The following is a 15065-nucleotide window of genomic DNA, read 5'->3' on the forward strand; positions in this document are numbered from 1 at the left end:
AAGACTTTCGAGAGCAAAGGAATAGCAAGTGCTGGACGTCAACGCATTTGACAAACTGAGGATCGGCCTGGCCACCGCCGACGATATCCGCGGCTGGAGCTACGGCGAGGTCAAGAAGCCCGAGACCATCAACTACCGCACCCTGAAGCCCGAGAAGGACGGTCTGTTCGGCGAGCAGATCTTCGGACCGACCCGTGACTGGGAGTGCGCCTGCGGCAAATACAAGCGCGTGCGCTTCAAGGGCATCGTCTGCGAGCGATGCGGCGTCGAGGTGACCCGCTCCCGCGTGCGCCGCGAGCGCATGGGCCACATCGAGCTGGCCGCGCCCGTCACCCACATCTGGTTCTTCAAGGGCGTGCCTTCGCGACTGGGCTACCTGCTGGACATCGCGCCGAAGGACCTGGAGAAGGTCATCTACTTCGCCGCCTACATGGTCACGTCCGTGGACGAGGACCAGCGCCATCAGGACATGCCCGGCCTGCAGGACGAGTTCGACCACGAGATCGCGATGCTGGAGAAGCGCCGCGACAACGAGATCGAGGAACGCGCCAAGAAGGTCGAGGCTGATCTGGCCCAGCTCGAGGCCGAAGGCGAGGCCAAGGGTCCCGCCAAGGCCAAGCTGCGCAACTCCGCCGAGCGCGAGATGGCGGCCATCCGCCAGCGCTACGACGATCAGATCCAGCGCCTCAGCGCCGTGTTCGACCGCTTCAAGACCCTGAAGCCGGGCGACATGGAGGGCGACGTCGATCTGTGGCGCGAGATGGAGGACCGCTACGGCGACTACTTCGAGGGCTGCATGGGCGCCGAGGCGATCAAGAAGCGCCTGCAGGCCTTCGACCTCGAGGCCGCCTCCAAGCAGCTGCGCGAGGAGATCGACACCGGCTCGGGCCAGCGCAAGGCCCGCGCCCTGAAGCGCCTCAAGGTCGTCAACGCCTTCCTGGTCACCGGCAACAAGCCGGAGGCCATGGTGCTCGACGTGATCCCGGTCATCCCGCCGGATCTGCGCCCGATGGTGCAGCTTGACGGCGGCCGCTTCGCGACCTCCGACCTCAACGACCTGTATCGTCGCGTCATCAACCGCAACAACCGACTGAAGCGACTGCTCGAGCTCGGCGCCCCCGAGATCATGCTCAACAACGAGAAGCGCATGCTCCAGGAGGCCGTCGACTCGCTGTTCGACAACGGCCGCCGCGGCCGCCCGGTCACCGGCGCCTCGAACCGCCCGCTCAAGTCCCTGTCCGACATGCTAAAGGGCAAGCAGGGCCGCTTCCGCCAGAACCTGCTTGGCAAGCGCGTCGACTACTCCGGCCGTTCCGTGATCGTCGTCGGCCCGTCCCTGCGCATGCACCAGTGCGGTCTGCCCAAGCCGATGGCCCTGGAGCTGTTCAAGCCCTTCGTCATCAAGCGTCTCGTGGACCTCAACTACGCGCAGAACATGAAGAGCGCCAAGCGTCTGGTGGACCGCGGCGACTCCGAGGTGTGGGGCGTGCTCGAAGAGGTCATCGCCGAGCATCCCGTGCTCCTCAACCGCGCGCCCACCCTGCACCGACTGGGCATCCAGGCCTTCGAGCCGATCCTGGTCGAGGGCAAGGCCATCCACCTGCCGCCGCTGGCTTGCGCGGCCTTCAACGCCGACTTCGACGGCGACCAGATGGCCGTGCACCTGCCGCTGAGCGCGGAGGCGCAGGCCGAGGCCCGCTCGCTGATGATGGCCTCCGACAACATCCTGAAGCCCGCCGACGGCCACACCGTGACCATGCCCTCCCAGGACATGATCCTCGGTCTGTACTACCTGTCCACCGTCCTCGACGGCCTCAAGGGCCAGGGCCGCGTCTTCTCCTCGCTCGACGAGGCGGAGATGGCGCTCGACCGCGGTGAGATCGACATGCAGGCCAAGGTGCTCATCCGTCTGCCCAAGGACTTCATCCTTCCGCGCAACTGGGAGCCGGGCGAGGTCAAGGTCGTCGATCCGGCCTCCGCCAACGGCCTCGAGACCGTCAAGGAGGAGCGCTTCCACGACGGCACCGTGCTGTTCGCCACGAGCTATGGCCGCGTGCTGTTCAACGAGACCCTGCCGACGGACTATCCGTTCGTCAACTCGCAGGTCGGCAAGAAGCAGCTCGCCAAGATCGTCGACGACATCGCGACCCGCTATCCGACGGCCCAGGTGGCCGCCACGCTGGACGCGCTGAAGGATCTGGGCTTCACCCGCGCCCCGTGGTCCGGTGTGTCCTTCGCCTTCTCCGACGTCATCGAGCCGCCGGAACGCGACACGCTCATCGCCCAGTACGAGGACCAGGCCGCCAAGGTCAACGAGAACTACGACATGGGTATGCTCACGGAGGAGGAGCGCCGCCAGGAGCTCATCGACCTGTGGACCAAGTGCACCTCCGAGGTCTCCGAGGCCGTCGAGGAACACTTCGACCCGTCGAACAACCTCGCCATCATCGTCCAGTCGGGCGCGCGAGGCAACATGATGCAGATCAACCAGATCGCAGGCATGCGAGGCCTCGTGGCCAACCCGAAGGGCGAGATCATCCCCCGACCGGTCAAGTCCAACTACCGCGACGGCCTGTCCGTGCTGGAGTACTTCATCTCCCAGCATGGCGCCCGCAAGGGCCTGGCCGACACCGCTCTGCGCACCGCCGAGTCGGGCTACCTGACCCGTCGTCTGGTCGACGTCTCCCAGGACGTCATCGTGCGCGAGGAGGACTGCGGCACCAAGCGCGGTCTGCCGATGAAGGTCGCCGAGCGCAACGAGGACGGCGAGCTCGTGCTCGTCAAGGCCGCCGACGGCGGCCCGTACTCCCGTCTGCTCGCCGCCGACGTCATCGACCCGGCCGACGGCAAGACGGTGCTCTACCACCGCGACGACGCGCTGTCCATGGACGTGCTCGAGGACCTTGTGGCGCACGGCGTCGAGGAGGTCAAGGGCCGCTCCGTGCTCACCTGCGAGGCCAAGCGCGGCGTGTGCGCCAAGTGCTACGGCTGGTCGCTGGCCACCAACAAGCTGGTGGACGTCGGCGAGGCCGTGGGCATCGTGGCCGCCCAGTCCATCGGCGAGCCCGGCACCCAGCTGACGCTGCGTTCCTTCCACTCCGGCGGCGTCGCCTCGGCCTCCGACATCACCCAGGGTCTTCCCCGTGTCACGGAGCTTTTCGAGGCCCGCACCCCGAAGGGCGAGGCCCCGATCGCCGAGTTCCCCGGCATCGTCAAGGTGGAGGACACCGAGCGCGGCCGTCAGGTGACGCTGAGCCCGGACGACTCCACGATCGAGCCGATCGTCTATCCGGTGACCCGCCGCGCCCCGATGCTCGTGCATGACGGCGACCACGTCGAGGTCGGCACGCAGCTCATCGAGGGTTCCGTCGACCCGAAGAAGATCCTGCGCATCCTCGGCCCGCGCGCCGCGCAGGTCAACATCGTGGAGGAGGTGCACACCGTGTACCGCTCCCAGGGCGTCGATATCCACGACAAGCACATCGAGGTCATCGTCCACCAGATGCTGCGCCGCATCACCGTGCTCGACTCCGGCGACACGACGCTGCTGCCGGGCGAGCTCGTCGACCAGGCGCGCTTCAAGGAGGCGAACATCGAGGCGGTCAAGAACGGCGGCAAGCCCGCCGCGGGCCGTCCCGAGCTCATGGGCATCACCAAGGCCTCGCTGGCCACCGACTCCTGGCTGTCGGCCGCCTCCTTCCAGGAGACGACCCGCGTGCTCACCGAAGCCGCCCTGAGCCAGAAGATCGACGACCTCAAGGGCCTCAAGGAGAACGTCATCATCGGCAAGCTCATCCCGGCCGGCACGGGCCTCGCCCGCTACCGCAACGCCGTGGTCGAGCCCGACAAGGCGATCCGCGACACCATCTACCCGAACTTCGGGCTGGGCGGCGACGTGGATGCCGACACCGACTTCTCCGACGCCGATATGAGCGATGTGGACTTCTCCAACATCGACTTCGGCGATCTGAAGCTCGGCGACGACTTCAACCCGGACGACTTCCTGAACGACAACGGCGGTCAGGTCGACCTGGGCGGAGACCTCGGCGCCGGCGACGCCATCCAGTGACGTCGGTTCGTGGGGCCGGCGGCATGCCGGATGTCCGGATGCCGCCGGCCCCACGGCGAGGAAAGGAACGACGCCGGTAAAGGATATCGTCTGATATCTGACGTCGTTCCGTGATTCGGCTCCAAGCCCTCCTCATCTTGTTCTCGGACCCCGGTTCCGCAGTCGCGGCGCCGGGGTCCGTCGCGTTCGGCGGTGCCTGTTCCACGTCGGCGGGGGAGGGCTTGGGCTCTCCCGATCACAGCGTATGGGGATCCGTCCCGCGTCGTCGCGGCGGACGCACCGCCAGCGCGGCGCGCCATCTGCGTGTCCACGGCTGGGCACGCAACAATGCGCGACGCGTCTGAAGCACCATGCGCCAATATTCCTCCGCATCGCCTGGCGGACATGTCGCAGAGGAAAATGTCGCCAGATCCGCGCGCTCGGCCAGGGCATGGAGATCATTTGCATCGATGCCGGATTCGATGTCCGGGGCATGCGGGGAGGAACGACGGCGTCTGCGTTTGGAACCGCCGCGGGGCCTGCGCCGGCGACGGCCGCCTTCGGCACGCGGCGGATGGGCGAGCAGAGCGGCCTGTTCGGCGCGGGTCATGGCGGCGGGCACGGGCAGTCCCGCATCCGCCGCCATGTCGATCAGTGCCTTCCATCCGTTTTCGATGCGGTCTTTGGAAGAGCCTCGGGAACGTGCCCGCGCCAGCAGCCACGCCTTGATCGCCAATATCATCGCCGCCGACAGCGCCAGCAGCCACACCGGCATACCGAACAGCGCCGCTTTGCCGACGACCGGTGCGAGGCGACGCCATATCGAGGACGTGTCGGGAACCTCGGCGGCATCGCCGCCGATGGCCGACGAACGCCCCTTGGGGCGTGTCTCCTCATCGGGAAGGTCGTTCAAAGGCGGGCGGGGCTGTCGGACCACCTGACGGGGACTGGCCGCGGACAATGGCCGCTCGGGATCGGGAGCCCGACTGTCGGGCGGCGTCGGGTCGAAGGCCACCCATCCCAATCTCGCCAGATGCACCTCGACCCACGCCGTCATATCGGCGCCGGTGAAGCGGATGACGCCGTCATCCGCCGTGCCCTTGTCGTCCGTGGCGGCGCGCGTGGGCAGGAACCCCATCACGACGCGGCTGGACAATCCGAGTTCACGGGCCATCAGCGCCATCGCCGAGGCGTATTGCTCCCCGTCGCCAACCATTTCCCCACGCTCGTCCAGCAGTTCGTCGATGCGACGGCTGCCGTGCCCGGGCAGGGATGGGTATTCGTCCTTGCCTCCGTGGGAGAACCAGCCTCGGGAGGACAGATGGTCGGCGAGTGCCCGCGCCTTGGCCCCCGCCGTCCGCTCTCCGCCCGCGATGGCGGCGGCCATATGCGAGACCGACCGGGGAACGGAAGTCGCCTGGGGAAGCCGCGCCTTTCCGTTCGTGGCCCTGTCGACGCTTCTCTCGTCGGGAACGGGCGGCAATACGCCGGACTCGACGTATCGCGTCCCGGCCTCGAGACCGTCGGCCAGCAGCGCCGTGTCGGTGGCGGCGTTGACATGGAGCTGGCGGGCATGGGCGGTCTCGTCGAAGTCGACCCGGGTGACGGCGCCCGCCAACGGCAGCCACACATCGTCCCAGCCCTTGCCGAGTGTGAACGTGGCCTTGAAGGTCCGGCCCCGCTCCGTTTGCGCGATGCTCGGGCCCGGGCGCGTGAAAGCGGATGACGATCCGTTTCCCGACGAGTCCGAAAGATTCCAGACATTGCCGTCGAAACGGTCCATCACCGCGAGCCGCACCGGTGTGCCGGCGGGCAGGCCCTCGACCGTCAGCAGCACATCGTCGTGGCGTTGCGTCGGCCACAGACGCAGACCGCTCAGCGGGCTGGAGCGGTCCGCGGCGCTGTATGGCGGATCGACCATATCGCGCAGGACCAGGCGATGCGATGGCGGGACGGCCGATGGACAGACCGCCATGGCCAGCACCGCGGCCAGCGCCGGCACAGCCACCGAGGCGCCGAGCCGTGGCATGGATGCCCATGGGCCGGGCGTCGCGTGCTTCGGATCGTCCGTCTGCGTGGACGCGGACGACGACGTGGCCGGGGCGTCGGCGGCGACCGGTCCCATCCCATCGATGCCCGCCCCGGCCAAGGGCAGACGGATGAGCAGCAGCAACGCGACGGCCATGCCTGCGGCTGCGAACGGGAAAGCCGACGAGTCCAGTCCCAGCAGCGCGCAGATCGCCATCTGCGCCATCACCGGCAGCGCCGTCAACGCCCGCGCCCAGGCGGCGCCGGACCGCGCGAGCGATGTGGCGAGGAAAGCGCTCCACAGGCACAGCGTCCACACGGCCATCGGCGCGCCATCGGTGCGACCGACCGGTGGCTCCAATCCCACCAACAGACCGAAGGCACCGAAGGAGGCCCGCCATCCCAAGGCCAGCGCACTTAGCGGATCCCGCCAAGGCGAGCCCTGCCAACACGTCGCCAGCGGTCCCGCCACGAATTGGGCGAACAGCATCCCCGCCACGCGGACCAATGCCGCCGCCACCGAGACCAGCCATGGATGCGCGCACAGACGCGGTTTTGCCGTGCCTGCATTCGCTCCGGTTCCGTCGTCGCCGCCGCGATGCGGAACCGAATCCACGTCGCACGCGAGCCGTCCCGGCATGCGCAGGATCCCGAGCAGACAGCCGAGCGCCGCTGCCGGCGGCGCCGCGCAGGCCCAGATCGATGGCGGTCCATAGAGGACGGCGAGTCCGGAGGAAGCCACGGCGACGGTCACCGGGATGCATATGACGCCGACGGCGCGGAGGACGGACCGGCCGTTCATGGCAACGCCTCCAGCAAACCGGGCAGATCCTCGAGCGTGCCGATGCTTGCCGTCGTCACGCCGCCGGATGCGTGTGCGGCGGGCGACGAGCCGCATATGGCCCGCACCAGCAAGGTGCGGTGCGCGGCGGGCGTCGTCGAGACCAAGGGCGACGCCGAGCCCGACGGGGCGGCTCCGCCGGTGAACACGGCCGCAAGGGCCACGTCGTCGGAGACGTGGGACGTTCGCCGTTGGCGCTCCGGCCGTTCGGCGACGAGGCGCAACAGACAGCATTCGTCCATGAAGGAGGTCTCGTCCGGCACACGACGATACCTTCCCTCCCGCTCCACCGACAGCGGATGGTCCGAGCGCAGCCATGAGACTCCCAGGGAGGCATATGCGGACACGGCGAGTTCGAAGTCCTCCTCGGCAGCATAGGAGGATGGATCCATATCGATGCGCAGCGCGGCGTCCATGTGACGCGTCTGCTCGTGGCGGCGGACCATCAGACAGTCCGTGCGTGCGCAGCTGGGCCAGTGGATGCGACGTGGGTCGTCGCCCGGCTCGTATTCGCGCAGCGCATGGAATTCGAATTCGTCCTGGGCGGCGGCGCTCGCATGGATGCCGTCGTCTTGACGTCGTGGCCCACGAAGTCCGGGGCGCAGGGGCACGGTGCGCGGATGCACCGGCACCTGGATCGTCTGTGCCAGCGTCACAGCGCGGCGCACCAATCCGAAAGGATCGCCGGCGTTCGCCGTCAACGGCCCCACGCGCAGCATGCCGCGGCGCAACGCCCCCATCTCCACCTGGGTCGCATATGAGGCACCCGGCGCCAGCTTCGGCACCATCACCGTCACTCGACGGATCTCGGCCTTGCCCGACGGTGCGACGGACTCCACGGCCAGCGAGCAGGCCATGGACCGGCTCTTTGACCTGACGGAAGGGTTCGACACATCGACCGACACGGACAGGCGGCCGCCTGCGACCGCGTGCGGCGGGATCGGACGCATGGATGCGCGCACACCCGGCGCGCGCATCGACATCGCCAATCCCAAGGCCAGCGCCGTCAGCGCGATGGTGCCGGCCATCAGCGCCTCATGCCAGCCGGTCGCCGGGAACGTCGCCAGGGCGAGGACTCCGATGGCCGCCATGACGCGGCCGTCCGGCGACGCCTGGGGTGTCTGCTCCGGCCATATCCATCTGCCCATCGCGTGCTCCTTCCCGGTGGGTTCAGCCGGCATGGGTCGGAACCGGCACCTCGCCGAGGATCTCGGCGAGGACATCGGCGGTTTCGACGCCGGCGAACATGCTTTCCTGTGTGAGCGCCAGACGGTGGGTCAGCACCGGGGCGGCCATCGCCTTCACATCGTCCGGCGTCACGTAATCGCGGCCTTCGGCGGCGGCCCGCACCCGGCAGGTCCGCATCAGGGCCATCGTGCCGCGCATCGACACACCCGAGGCCAGCCCCGGATGAGCCCGCGTCGCCTCCGTCAGACGGACCGCGTAGGCGAGCACCGCGTCGCCTGTCTCCACGCGCCGCGTGCAGGCGATAAGCGCGTCGAGCTCGTCGCCGCCCATCACCGGCATGACCGTCGAGGCCCGGTCTCCCACGTCAAGCTGCCGCAGCACGCTCATGCTGGCGTCGCGGCCCGGCGCGCCCAGCGAGACGCACAGCAGGAACCGGTCGAGCTGAGCCTCCGGAAGGCGGTAGGTGCCCAGTTGCTCCAAGGGATTCTGGGTGGCGATGACCACGAAGGGGCTCGGCACGGCATGCGAGACGCCGTCGACGCTCACCGTGCGCTCCTCCATCACCTCCAGCAGGGCGGACTGTGTCTTCGGAGAGGCGCGGTTGATCTCGTCGGCCAATACGAAGGATGCGAACACCGGGCCCTGCCGGAAACGGAATTCGCCCGTGTTCCGGTCGAAGACCATCACGCCGGTCACGTCGGAGGGCAGGAGATCGGGAGTGAACTGGATGCGCTTGCACGAGGCGCCCACCGTCCGCGCCAGTGCGCGGGCCAGCTGCGTCTTGCCGGTGCCCGGTCCGTCCTGAAGCAGGATATGCCCGCCGGCCAGCAGTGCGATCACGCAGAGCTCGATCTGGGCGCGTTTGCCGATCACCGCTCGCGAGACCGCCTCGACCAGCGTCGTGAAGCGCTCTCGGATCCATGCGGAGTCCGGTCCGACGATTCCGTGCGGCCGGGGTGCGGCCGGGGCGTCGTCGAGACGCCGCGGCGACCGCGCATCGACCGGGGTACGGGACAACGTGCGCGCCGGGCGCCCCGGTATGGTGCGGTCGTCGGGTGCCTGTGCGGGGTCGTCGGGCAGCAGGGTCCGGTCATCGTCCTGCGGCGCGCGGCCATCCATCGGTGCCGGGCCGGTGCCGGATGCCGCGGATGGCACGGTGCGGTCGTCTGGCGGCGGCGCGGTGGCATTCAGTCGCGCGCTTTGCGACAGCACCGTGTCGTCGTCGGTCGGAGCCTGACCGGGGAAGGGTGGCGCGGCGGGCGACGTCGAGAAGTCGCTGAGCGTTGGGTCGAGACGGTGCAGGGCGTTCATATCGCCGCTCCTTTCCGGGTTGGGATGACTGTCTTTTGGGTGGCCGGTGCCTCGGCGTCGGATTCCTTGGAGTCGGTGGGCTGCTCGGGCTCGGGCTCAGTCGGAGGCTCGGGTTGCTCCGGTTGTCCGGGTTGCTCTGGTTCGGTGGGAGGCTTGGGTTCCTCCGGTTCGGTCGGGGGCTCGGGTTCGGTCGGCGGGTCCGGCTCGGGTTGCTCGGGTTGTTCGGGCTCCGTCGGCGGTTCGGGCAGCTCCGGTTCGGTCGGTTCCTTGTCTTCTGGAGGATCGGGGGTTTCCGGAGGATTTGGATCCTTCGGTTGATTCGGCGGAATCGGGTCGGACGGACCGTCCTTGTCGCCGGAGTCGCCGGAACCATCGGGCACGACCGGTCTGGTCGGCGTGCCGGGTTTGCCGGGGGATTCCGGAATGGCTTCGTCCCGCGGCTTCTCGCGCTCGACAAGAGCCGGCGCGCTCGGCGCGCTGTCCGGCCCATCGCCGACGGCATTGCGCGCCCTCACCGTCGCCGTGAACGAGGTGCCGAGCTCCAGCACATCGTCGGGGATGTTCTCGAAGACGGCGCTCAGCGCATTCCGGACCGTGGCCGTGGCCGACCAATCGCCCGGTCCACGCAGCGTGGCCACATAGGACAGCGGAGGCGATCCGTCGTATCGCGGAGCGGTCCAGCGCACCGTCGCACGTCGTAGTCCTCCCGTCAGCGTCACCGCGCCCGGCGCCGTCGGCGCTTGGTCCGGCGTCGCCTCCAGCGCATTCGACGGAGCCGACCAGCCGACCTCGTTGCGGGCGCGCACCGTGAATTCGTATCGCTGCCCGTTCGCCAGCCCCGGCACGATGCATGAGACGGCCGTGCCGCAGCCGAGGGAGCCGGAGGAAGCTCCATTCCACGACACCTGGTATTCGAGGATGGGGCTGCCGTTCGCCTTCCCCGGCAGCCAGCCGAGCCTCAACGCGCCGTCGCCGTCATGCCGCGAAGCGGCTGACAGCATGGGTGCGTCGGGTGCGGCGACGGTGGACACCGTGACCGTGGCGCTCACCTCGCGCGAGGACATGCCGGTGGCGTCCCGGGCCGTCACCAGCACCGCGCCTTGGAGCGCGCCCGATCCCTTGGCCACGGCGATGGCGAGGACATCGTTGCCTTCCACCGTGGCCGACAGCGCGTCGCCGCCGGCCACGGTCGCCGACACCAGCCGCAGGGGCGTGCCGGGGAAGGGGTTGAAGGCGTCCGAAAGCATGTCGATACGCGCCGTCTCTCCCTCGACGACCCGCACCGAACGCGCGTGCAGACGGGCCAACGGCCGGTTCGTGGCCGTCACCCGCACCGTCATCCCGGCTTCGAGCACGCCTCCGCCGTAATCGATGGACACCGGCGCCATCAGCGTCGTGCCCGGAGCGGCCGATTCCTCGGCTCGCACCGTCATCCTGCCTGTGCGGGAGACCTCGGCCGTCACTCCAGCCGATGACAGACCTCCCGAATACCGGTATCCGGACAAGGATGCACCGCCTGCGGAGGGAGGTTCGGTCAGCGCCCGCAGATCGATGCCGACCGGTTCCTCGCCGGCCGCGACCTCGATCGAGCCGGAGACGAAGGACGGCGTCGACGGGCCATCGCCGATGATGGTGATCGGCAGCGTCAGCATCGCCGTGTTGAGCAGGCGCACGGCGTCGCCGCTCCGGGCACCGTCGCCTCCCGTTTGCCGCCAGCCGTCGGACGCCTCGAAGGTGATTGACGCCGGCCCCGAGGCGTCGTCGCGGGCCGTGTATCGCAGCGTCATGCCGTCGTCCGACACCGACGCCGCCGAGGCCTTCGTCGCGCCGAGGGTGCCGGGGTCATCGACGCGGGGATGTTTGCCGGCGCCGACCCGCACATGGTCGGCAAGCGGGATGTCGATCGAGGCGCCGGCCCGCACCTTCAGTTCGGGCGCGCCGGTTCTCGGCACCGGCGGGAACACGCCGAAGGCCGGCACGTGCAGGAATGCCATCGAGACCAGGCCATGCTCCGTGTTCGTCACCGTGTAGGGCACGGCTCGCGCACGGTCGGTTAGCTCGATCGTGATGACCGTCGATCGCGGTCCCCCTTTGCGCCATGCGTGGAGGGAGGCCGACGGATGCACATCGACGCGCAGTTCGTCGGCGGGACCCGAAGGATTCGCCATCCATGCCGACACGTCCACGTCCACGTTGGCCGCGTCTATCGTCGAGGTCGCCGGCACGCGATGGTCGCGCACCTTGGGAGGCTCGATGCGCGCCTGCGGATCGACGGTCGCGGTCAGCGTCGCCGAATCACGGAATCCGGCTTCGTCCTCGACTGTGTGGACGATGGCGACGGTACCCGCCTCTTTGGGGGCGACGAAGGACACCGATCCGTCCTCGGCGCGCACCGAACGGGAATCGATGCCCCCGGTCTCGAATTCATCGAGCACCCGCGGCTCCCCCTGCCCGCCCGTCAGATCGTTGTCGGTCACCGGTGCCGTGACCTCGACGCCGGGACGTATGGTCATCCTGTCATCGCGGGCCACGACGCCGGTGGTCCGGGAGCGGGGCACGATGCCCACGGCCACGCGGGCCTGGGCGCGCCGTCCCGACCAATCCTCCACCGCATAGGAGAACACGTCGGTGCCCTTGGAATCGGGGAACGCCTCGTAGACCAACGCATCCGCCTCCACTGCGACGATGCGGCCGAGACGTGGCGACGCGTTGCCAAGCCCCAGCAGCTGGAGGTCGTCGCCGTCCGGATCGATGCCCTCCAACGGAATCGGGATGCGCACGGTGGAGCCCGCGGCGGCCCGCGCCTCGACGCCTCGCGGCGACGGCGCCCGTTTGCCGGCGGCATCGCGCTCGTGCACATCGAAGGTGACCGTGCCCTCGGCCCTGTTCCCGGAGTCGTCCTCGATCCGGTAACGCACCTTTGTCATGCCCGCTGCCTCGGGAGCCTGGTATCTGATCTTGCCATCGGAGACGAAGGCCAGACCGTGCCGGCTTTGCCGGCCCGCGTCGTCTTCCGCGCCGCCCGCCGCGTCGTCCGCCTCGTCGAAGCCAAGCTCGGGGACCAGCCGCGCGTGCGGACGGGTCGTCTCGTCCAACGCGTCCATCACATCGGCCGACACGATGCCGCCGGCGCGCACGCGAAGCGTCATATCGGGGGCGTCGAGCGGCCGAACGGAGACAGGGGGAGCGGGGTGCACGGTGATGACGCCCCGGTCTTTGCCCGCCGCGCCCGTCGCCTCATAGGACAGCGACACCGGTCCCCGTAGTTCGTGCGGCGAGGACAGGACGACCCGTGAGCCATCGACGATGCCGGTTTTGAGTCCGTGTTTCGGATCCGCCCGCACCTCGGTCAGCGTGAGCACGCCGCCCGTCGGATCGGTGTCGTTGTCCAATGGCGAGACCAAGGCGTTTCCTCCGTCATCCAGCCATGCCACGTCGTCCACGGCCGTCGGGCCGGTTCCTGGGAGAGCCGCATGGGCGTCCAATCGCACCAGGCCGGTCGTCGACAACGCGCCCTGACTGAGTGTGACCGGCAGGTAATGCGTGCCGGGCGAGGACGCCTCCACGGTGAACGACGGAGCGTCGCCATGGCGTTCGACCCGCACTCCCCGTGCCTGGCCCAAGGACCGCACATGGACCGCGGCGGAGGAGCTGCCATGGATATAAGGCTCCAGATCAAGCGTCGCCGGCGTTCCCACGACCAGCTGCCGGGACATCGGATCCATCGAGGCGCCCAGTGTGCCGGATGGATGCACCTCAAGGTGCGCCACGCCGTCGCATGCGGCGCCCGAGCCATCCCGAACCGACAGCGTCACCTGCGCGCGCCCGACCTCGGCGCGTGTGGCGTCGACGGTGAGCAACCCGTCAGGGCGAGTCGAAACCGTGACGCCCGGCGCGCCGGCCACGCTCGCGTCGATCAGAGACAACACGTCGCCATCGGGATCGTCGAAACCATCGAGCACGTCAAGCGACAGCCGCCCTCCCCGTTCGATGTCCAGGGAAGTGGGCTCGGCGCTCTGGACCGGGGGCCGGTTGCCTCCGTCCGGGAGCACCGACAACGTCACCGTGGCGGAGGTCTCCTGACCGCGGCCATCGTCGATCGCATAGGAGAAGCTCGCGTCGCCAGTCTGCGCTTGGGAAGCGTCGATCTGCAGCGCCCGGCCATCGCCGGCCGCCGCCACGCGCAGGCCGCCATGCGGCTGGCGGACCGAGACGACGCGCAGCACCGAGCAATCGGTCTGCCGGTCATTGCGCAGCACATGGAGCAGACGGCGTTCCCCGGCGCGCACCGAGAAGGAGTCGTCGACGGCGTCGATCGCGCCCGATTGCGGCGAGCATTCGGCGCGCATCCGGTCGCTGGTGTGCGAGGCCATCTCCTGCTCGGATCGTTCCTCGACGCGATCGTCGCCGGTCTCCCGCCACGACAGGCGGATCGTCTCATCCGGATCGTCCATGTCCCAGGCGTCGCCGTCGGCGATGTCGTTGAGCACCACCAACCGGTGGTTCGTGCGGAAGACCAGCCTCGAGTCCCCGTTCACATCGTCCAGCGTCTCGAAGGCCGTGCCGGACGCCTCCGGCGCGCAGACACGCAGGTGATTGTCCCGTCTCTGGCTCCATGCGGCGAACACGCAGCCTGACGAGGAGACCGGCGTCGCCGCCCTGCCGGAGCCGCCGCTGGTCAGCCGCACCGGGATCGGCGCGGCATCCGTCAGATCAAGCAGGTCGAGTGTGCCTTGGCCGGCGAGGGCCACCCATCCTCGCTGCCCGTCGTTCACCGGAGCACGCTGGATGGCGAACGGCCCGCGGCCGTCCAGCGTCGCCCGTCCCCTTGGCCAGCGCACCGTCGCGCCGGAAAGAACCACCGGCACGTCTCCGACGACCGTGAACCCGTCGGGGGTCCGCCCGCCCAGATCGCTGAAGACGGCTTCGGTCGCCGGCTCGCGGTCCCGGGGACCGTCGAGGACGAGCACCGCGCCGTCGGCGGGACGCAGACCATGGACCCGGCCGTCATACGTGACGCAGATCAGTCCGCCCCGTCCGAGCCGGAAGCGGGGCGAGGATGGTCCGTCCAATGAATCCATGTCATCGGCGACCCCAATGCGCACATCGCCCGACTTCTCGTCCAACACGGCCAGGGTGCCGCCGGCGACATGGACCTGCGAGCGCTCGCCGACCGTCGCCGGTCGTCCGGTGTCGGTGGTGGCGGGATCGACGCCGATGGCCTGCATGCCATCGAGCAGCACCGTGGCCGGGCCGTGCTGGGCCACATCCGGCGAAGGGGACGACAGCGGCACGGTCGCGTCGGCCTGCCGCAGGCGCACGTTGAGCCGCGCCGCCTTGCGGGCTGTCGACGAGGCGATCCACACGGTGCCGTCATCCAGCCTCACATGGCGGCGCGTGGGAGCCGGTGTGAGCAGGGCGCCTGCGATCAGCGCGCCGACGCATGCAAGCGCGGCCAGGACGATGGTGGTGCGGTACGCGCGGGGCATGGCCTCTTCCTTCCACTCGGCGCCGCCGAAGGGCGGACTGGTGCCGCCAGTGTAGGGAAACGCCCCTTGGCGAGGGACGATCGGCGGGCATTGTGGACGGAGGCCTGATATTCGGCGTGTTGTGGACAACTCGTTGTGGACAAGTCGATGTTCATATGAA

5 protein-coding genes are annotated in these 15065 nt (G+C 69.1%); 1 reads left to right on the forward strand and 4 read right to left on the reverse strand.

The window, feature by feature from the left end:
• Positions 1-28: 28 nt before the first annotated feature.
• Complete coding sequence (locus AC1AUD_RS09950) at positions 29-4069, forward strand: DNA-directed RNA polymerase subunit beta' (protein ID WP_476574198.1); 4041 nt, start codon at positions 29-31, stop codon at positions 4067-4069.
• A 235-nt stretch (positions 4070-4304) separates the two neighbouring features.
• Here AC1AUD_RS09950 and AC1AUD_RS09955 read toward each other — a convergent pair whose 3' ends face one another.
• Genes AC1AUD_RS09955 through AC1AUD_RS09970 form a run of 4 tightly spaced genes read right to left on the reverse strand, consistent with a single transcriptional unit; the run spans position 4305 to position 14905 of the window.
• Positions 4305-6878, reverse strand: coding sequence for a transglutaminase-like domain-containing protein (locus AC1AUD_RS09955; RefSeq protein WP_476574199.1), 2574 nt, complete (start codon positions 6876-6878; stop codon positions 4305-4307).
• Positions 6875-8065 (reverse strand): DUF58 domain-containing protein, encoded by a 1191-nt coding sequence (locus AC1AUD_RS09960; RefSeq protein WP_476574200.1) that lies wholly within the window; start codon positions 8063-8065, stop codon positions 6875-6877. Before AC1AUD_RS09960 ends, AC1AUD_RS09955 begins: the two co-directional genes overlap by 4 nt.
• Before the next feature lie 22 nt (positions 8066-8087).
• On the reverse strand, positions 8088-9416 hold the full coding sequence (locus tag AC1AUD_RS09965; protein ID WP_476574201.1) for an AAA family ATPase: 1329 nt from the start codon (positions 9414-9416) through the stop codon (positions 8088-8090).
• A complete protein-coding gene (locus tag AC1AUD_RS09970) occupies positions 9413-14905 on the reverse strand; it encodes an Ig-like domain-containing protein (RefSeq protein ID WP_476574202.1) in 5493 nt (1830 codons plus the stop codon). Before AC1AUD_RS09970 ends, AC1AUD_RS09965 begins: the two co-directional genes overlap by 4 nt.
• Between the last annotated feature and the right edge of the window lie 160 nt (positions 14906-15065).

The organism is Bifidobacterium sp. LH_730, from assembly GCF_056355835.1.

Coding starts and splice junctions, on each gene's coding strand:
- AC1AUD_RS09955 (WP_476574199.1), bottom strand. CDS start 6,878: ATGAACGGCCGGTCCGTCCTCCGCGCCGTCGGCGTCATATGCATCCCG.
- AC1AUD_RS09960 (WP_476574200.1), bottom strand. CDS start 8,065: ATGGGCAGATGGATATGGCCGGAGCAGACACCCCAGGCGTCGCCGGAC.
- AC1AUD_RS09965 (WP_476574201.1), bottom strand. CDS start 9,416: ATGAACGCCCTGCACCGTCTCGACCCAACGCTCAGCGACTTCTCGACG.
- AC1AUD_RS09970 (WP_476574202.1), bottom strand. CDS start 14,905: ATGCCCCGCGCGTACCGCACCACCATCGTCCTGGCCGCGCTTGCATGC.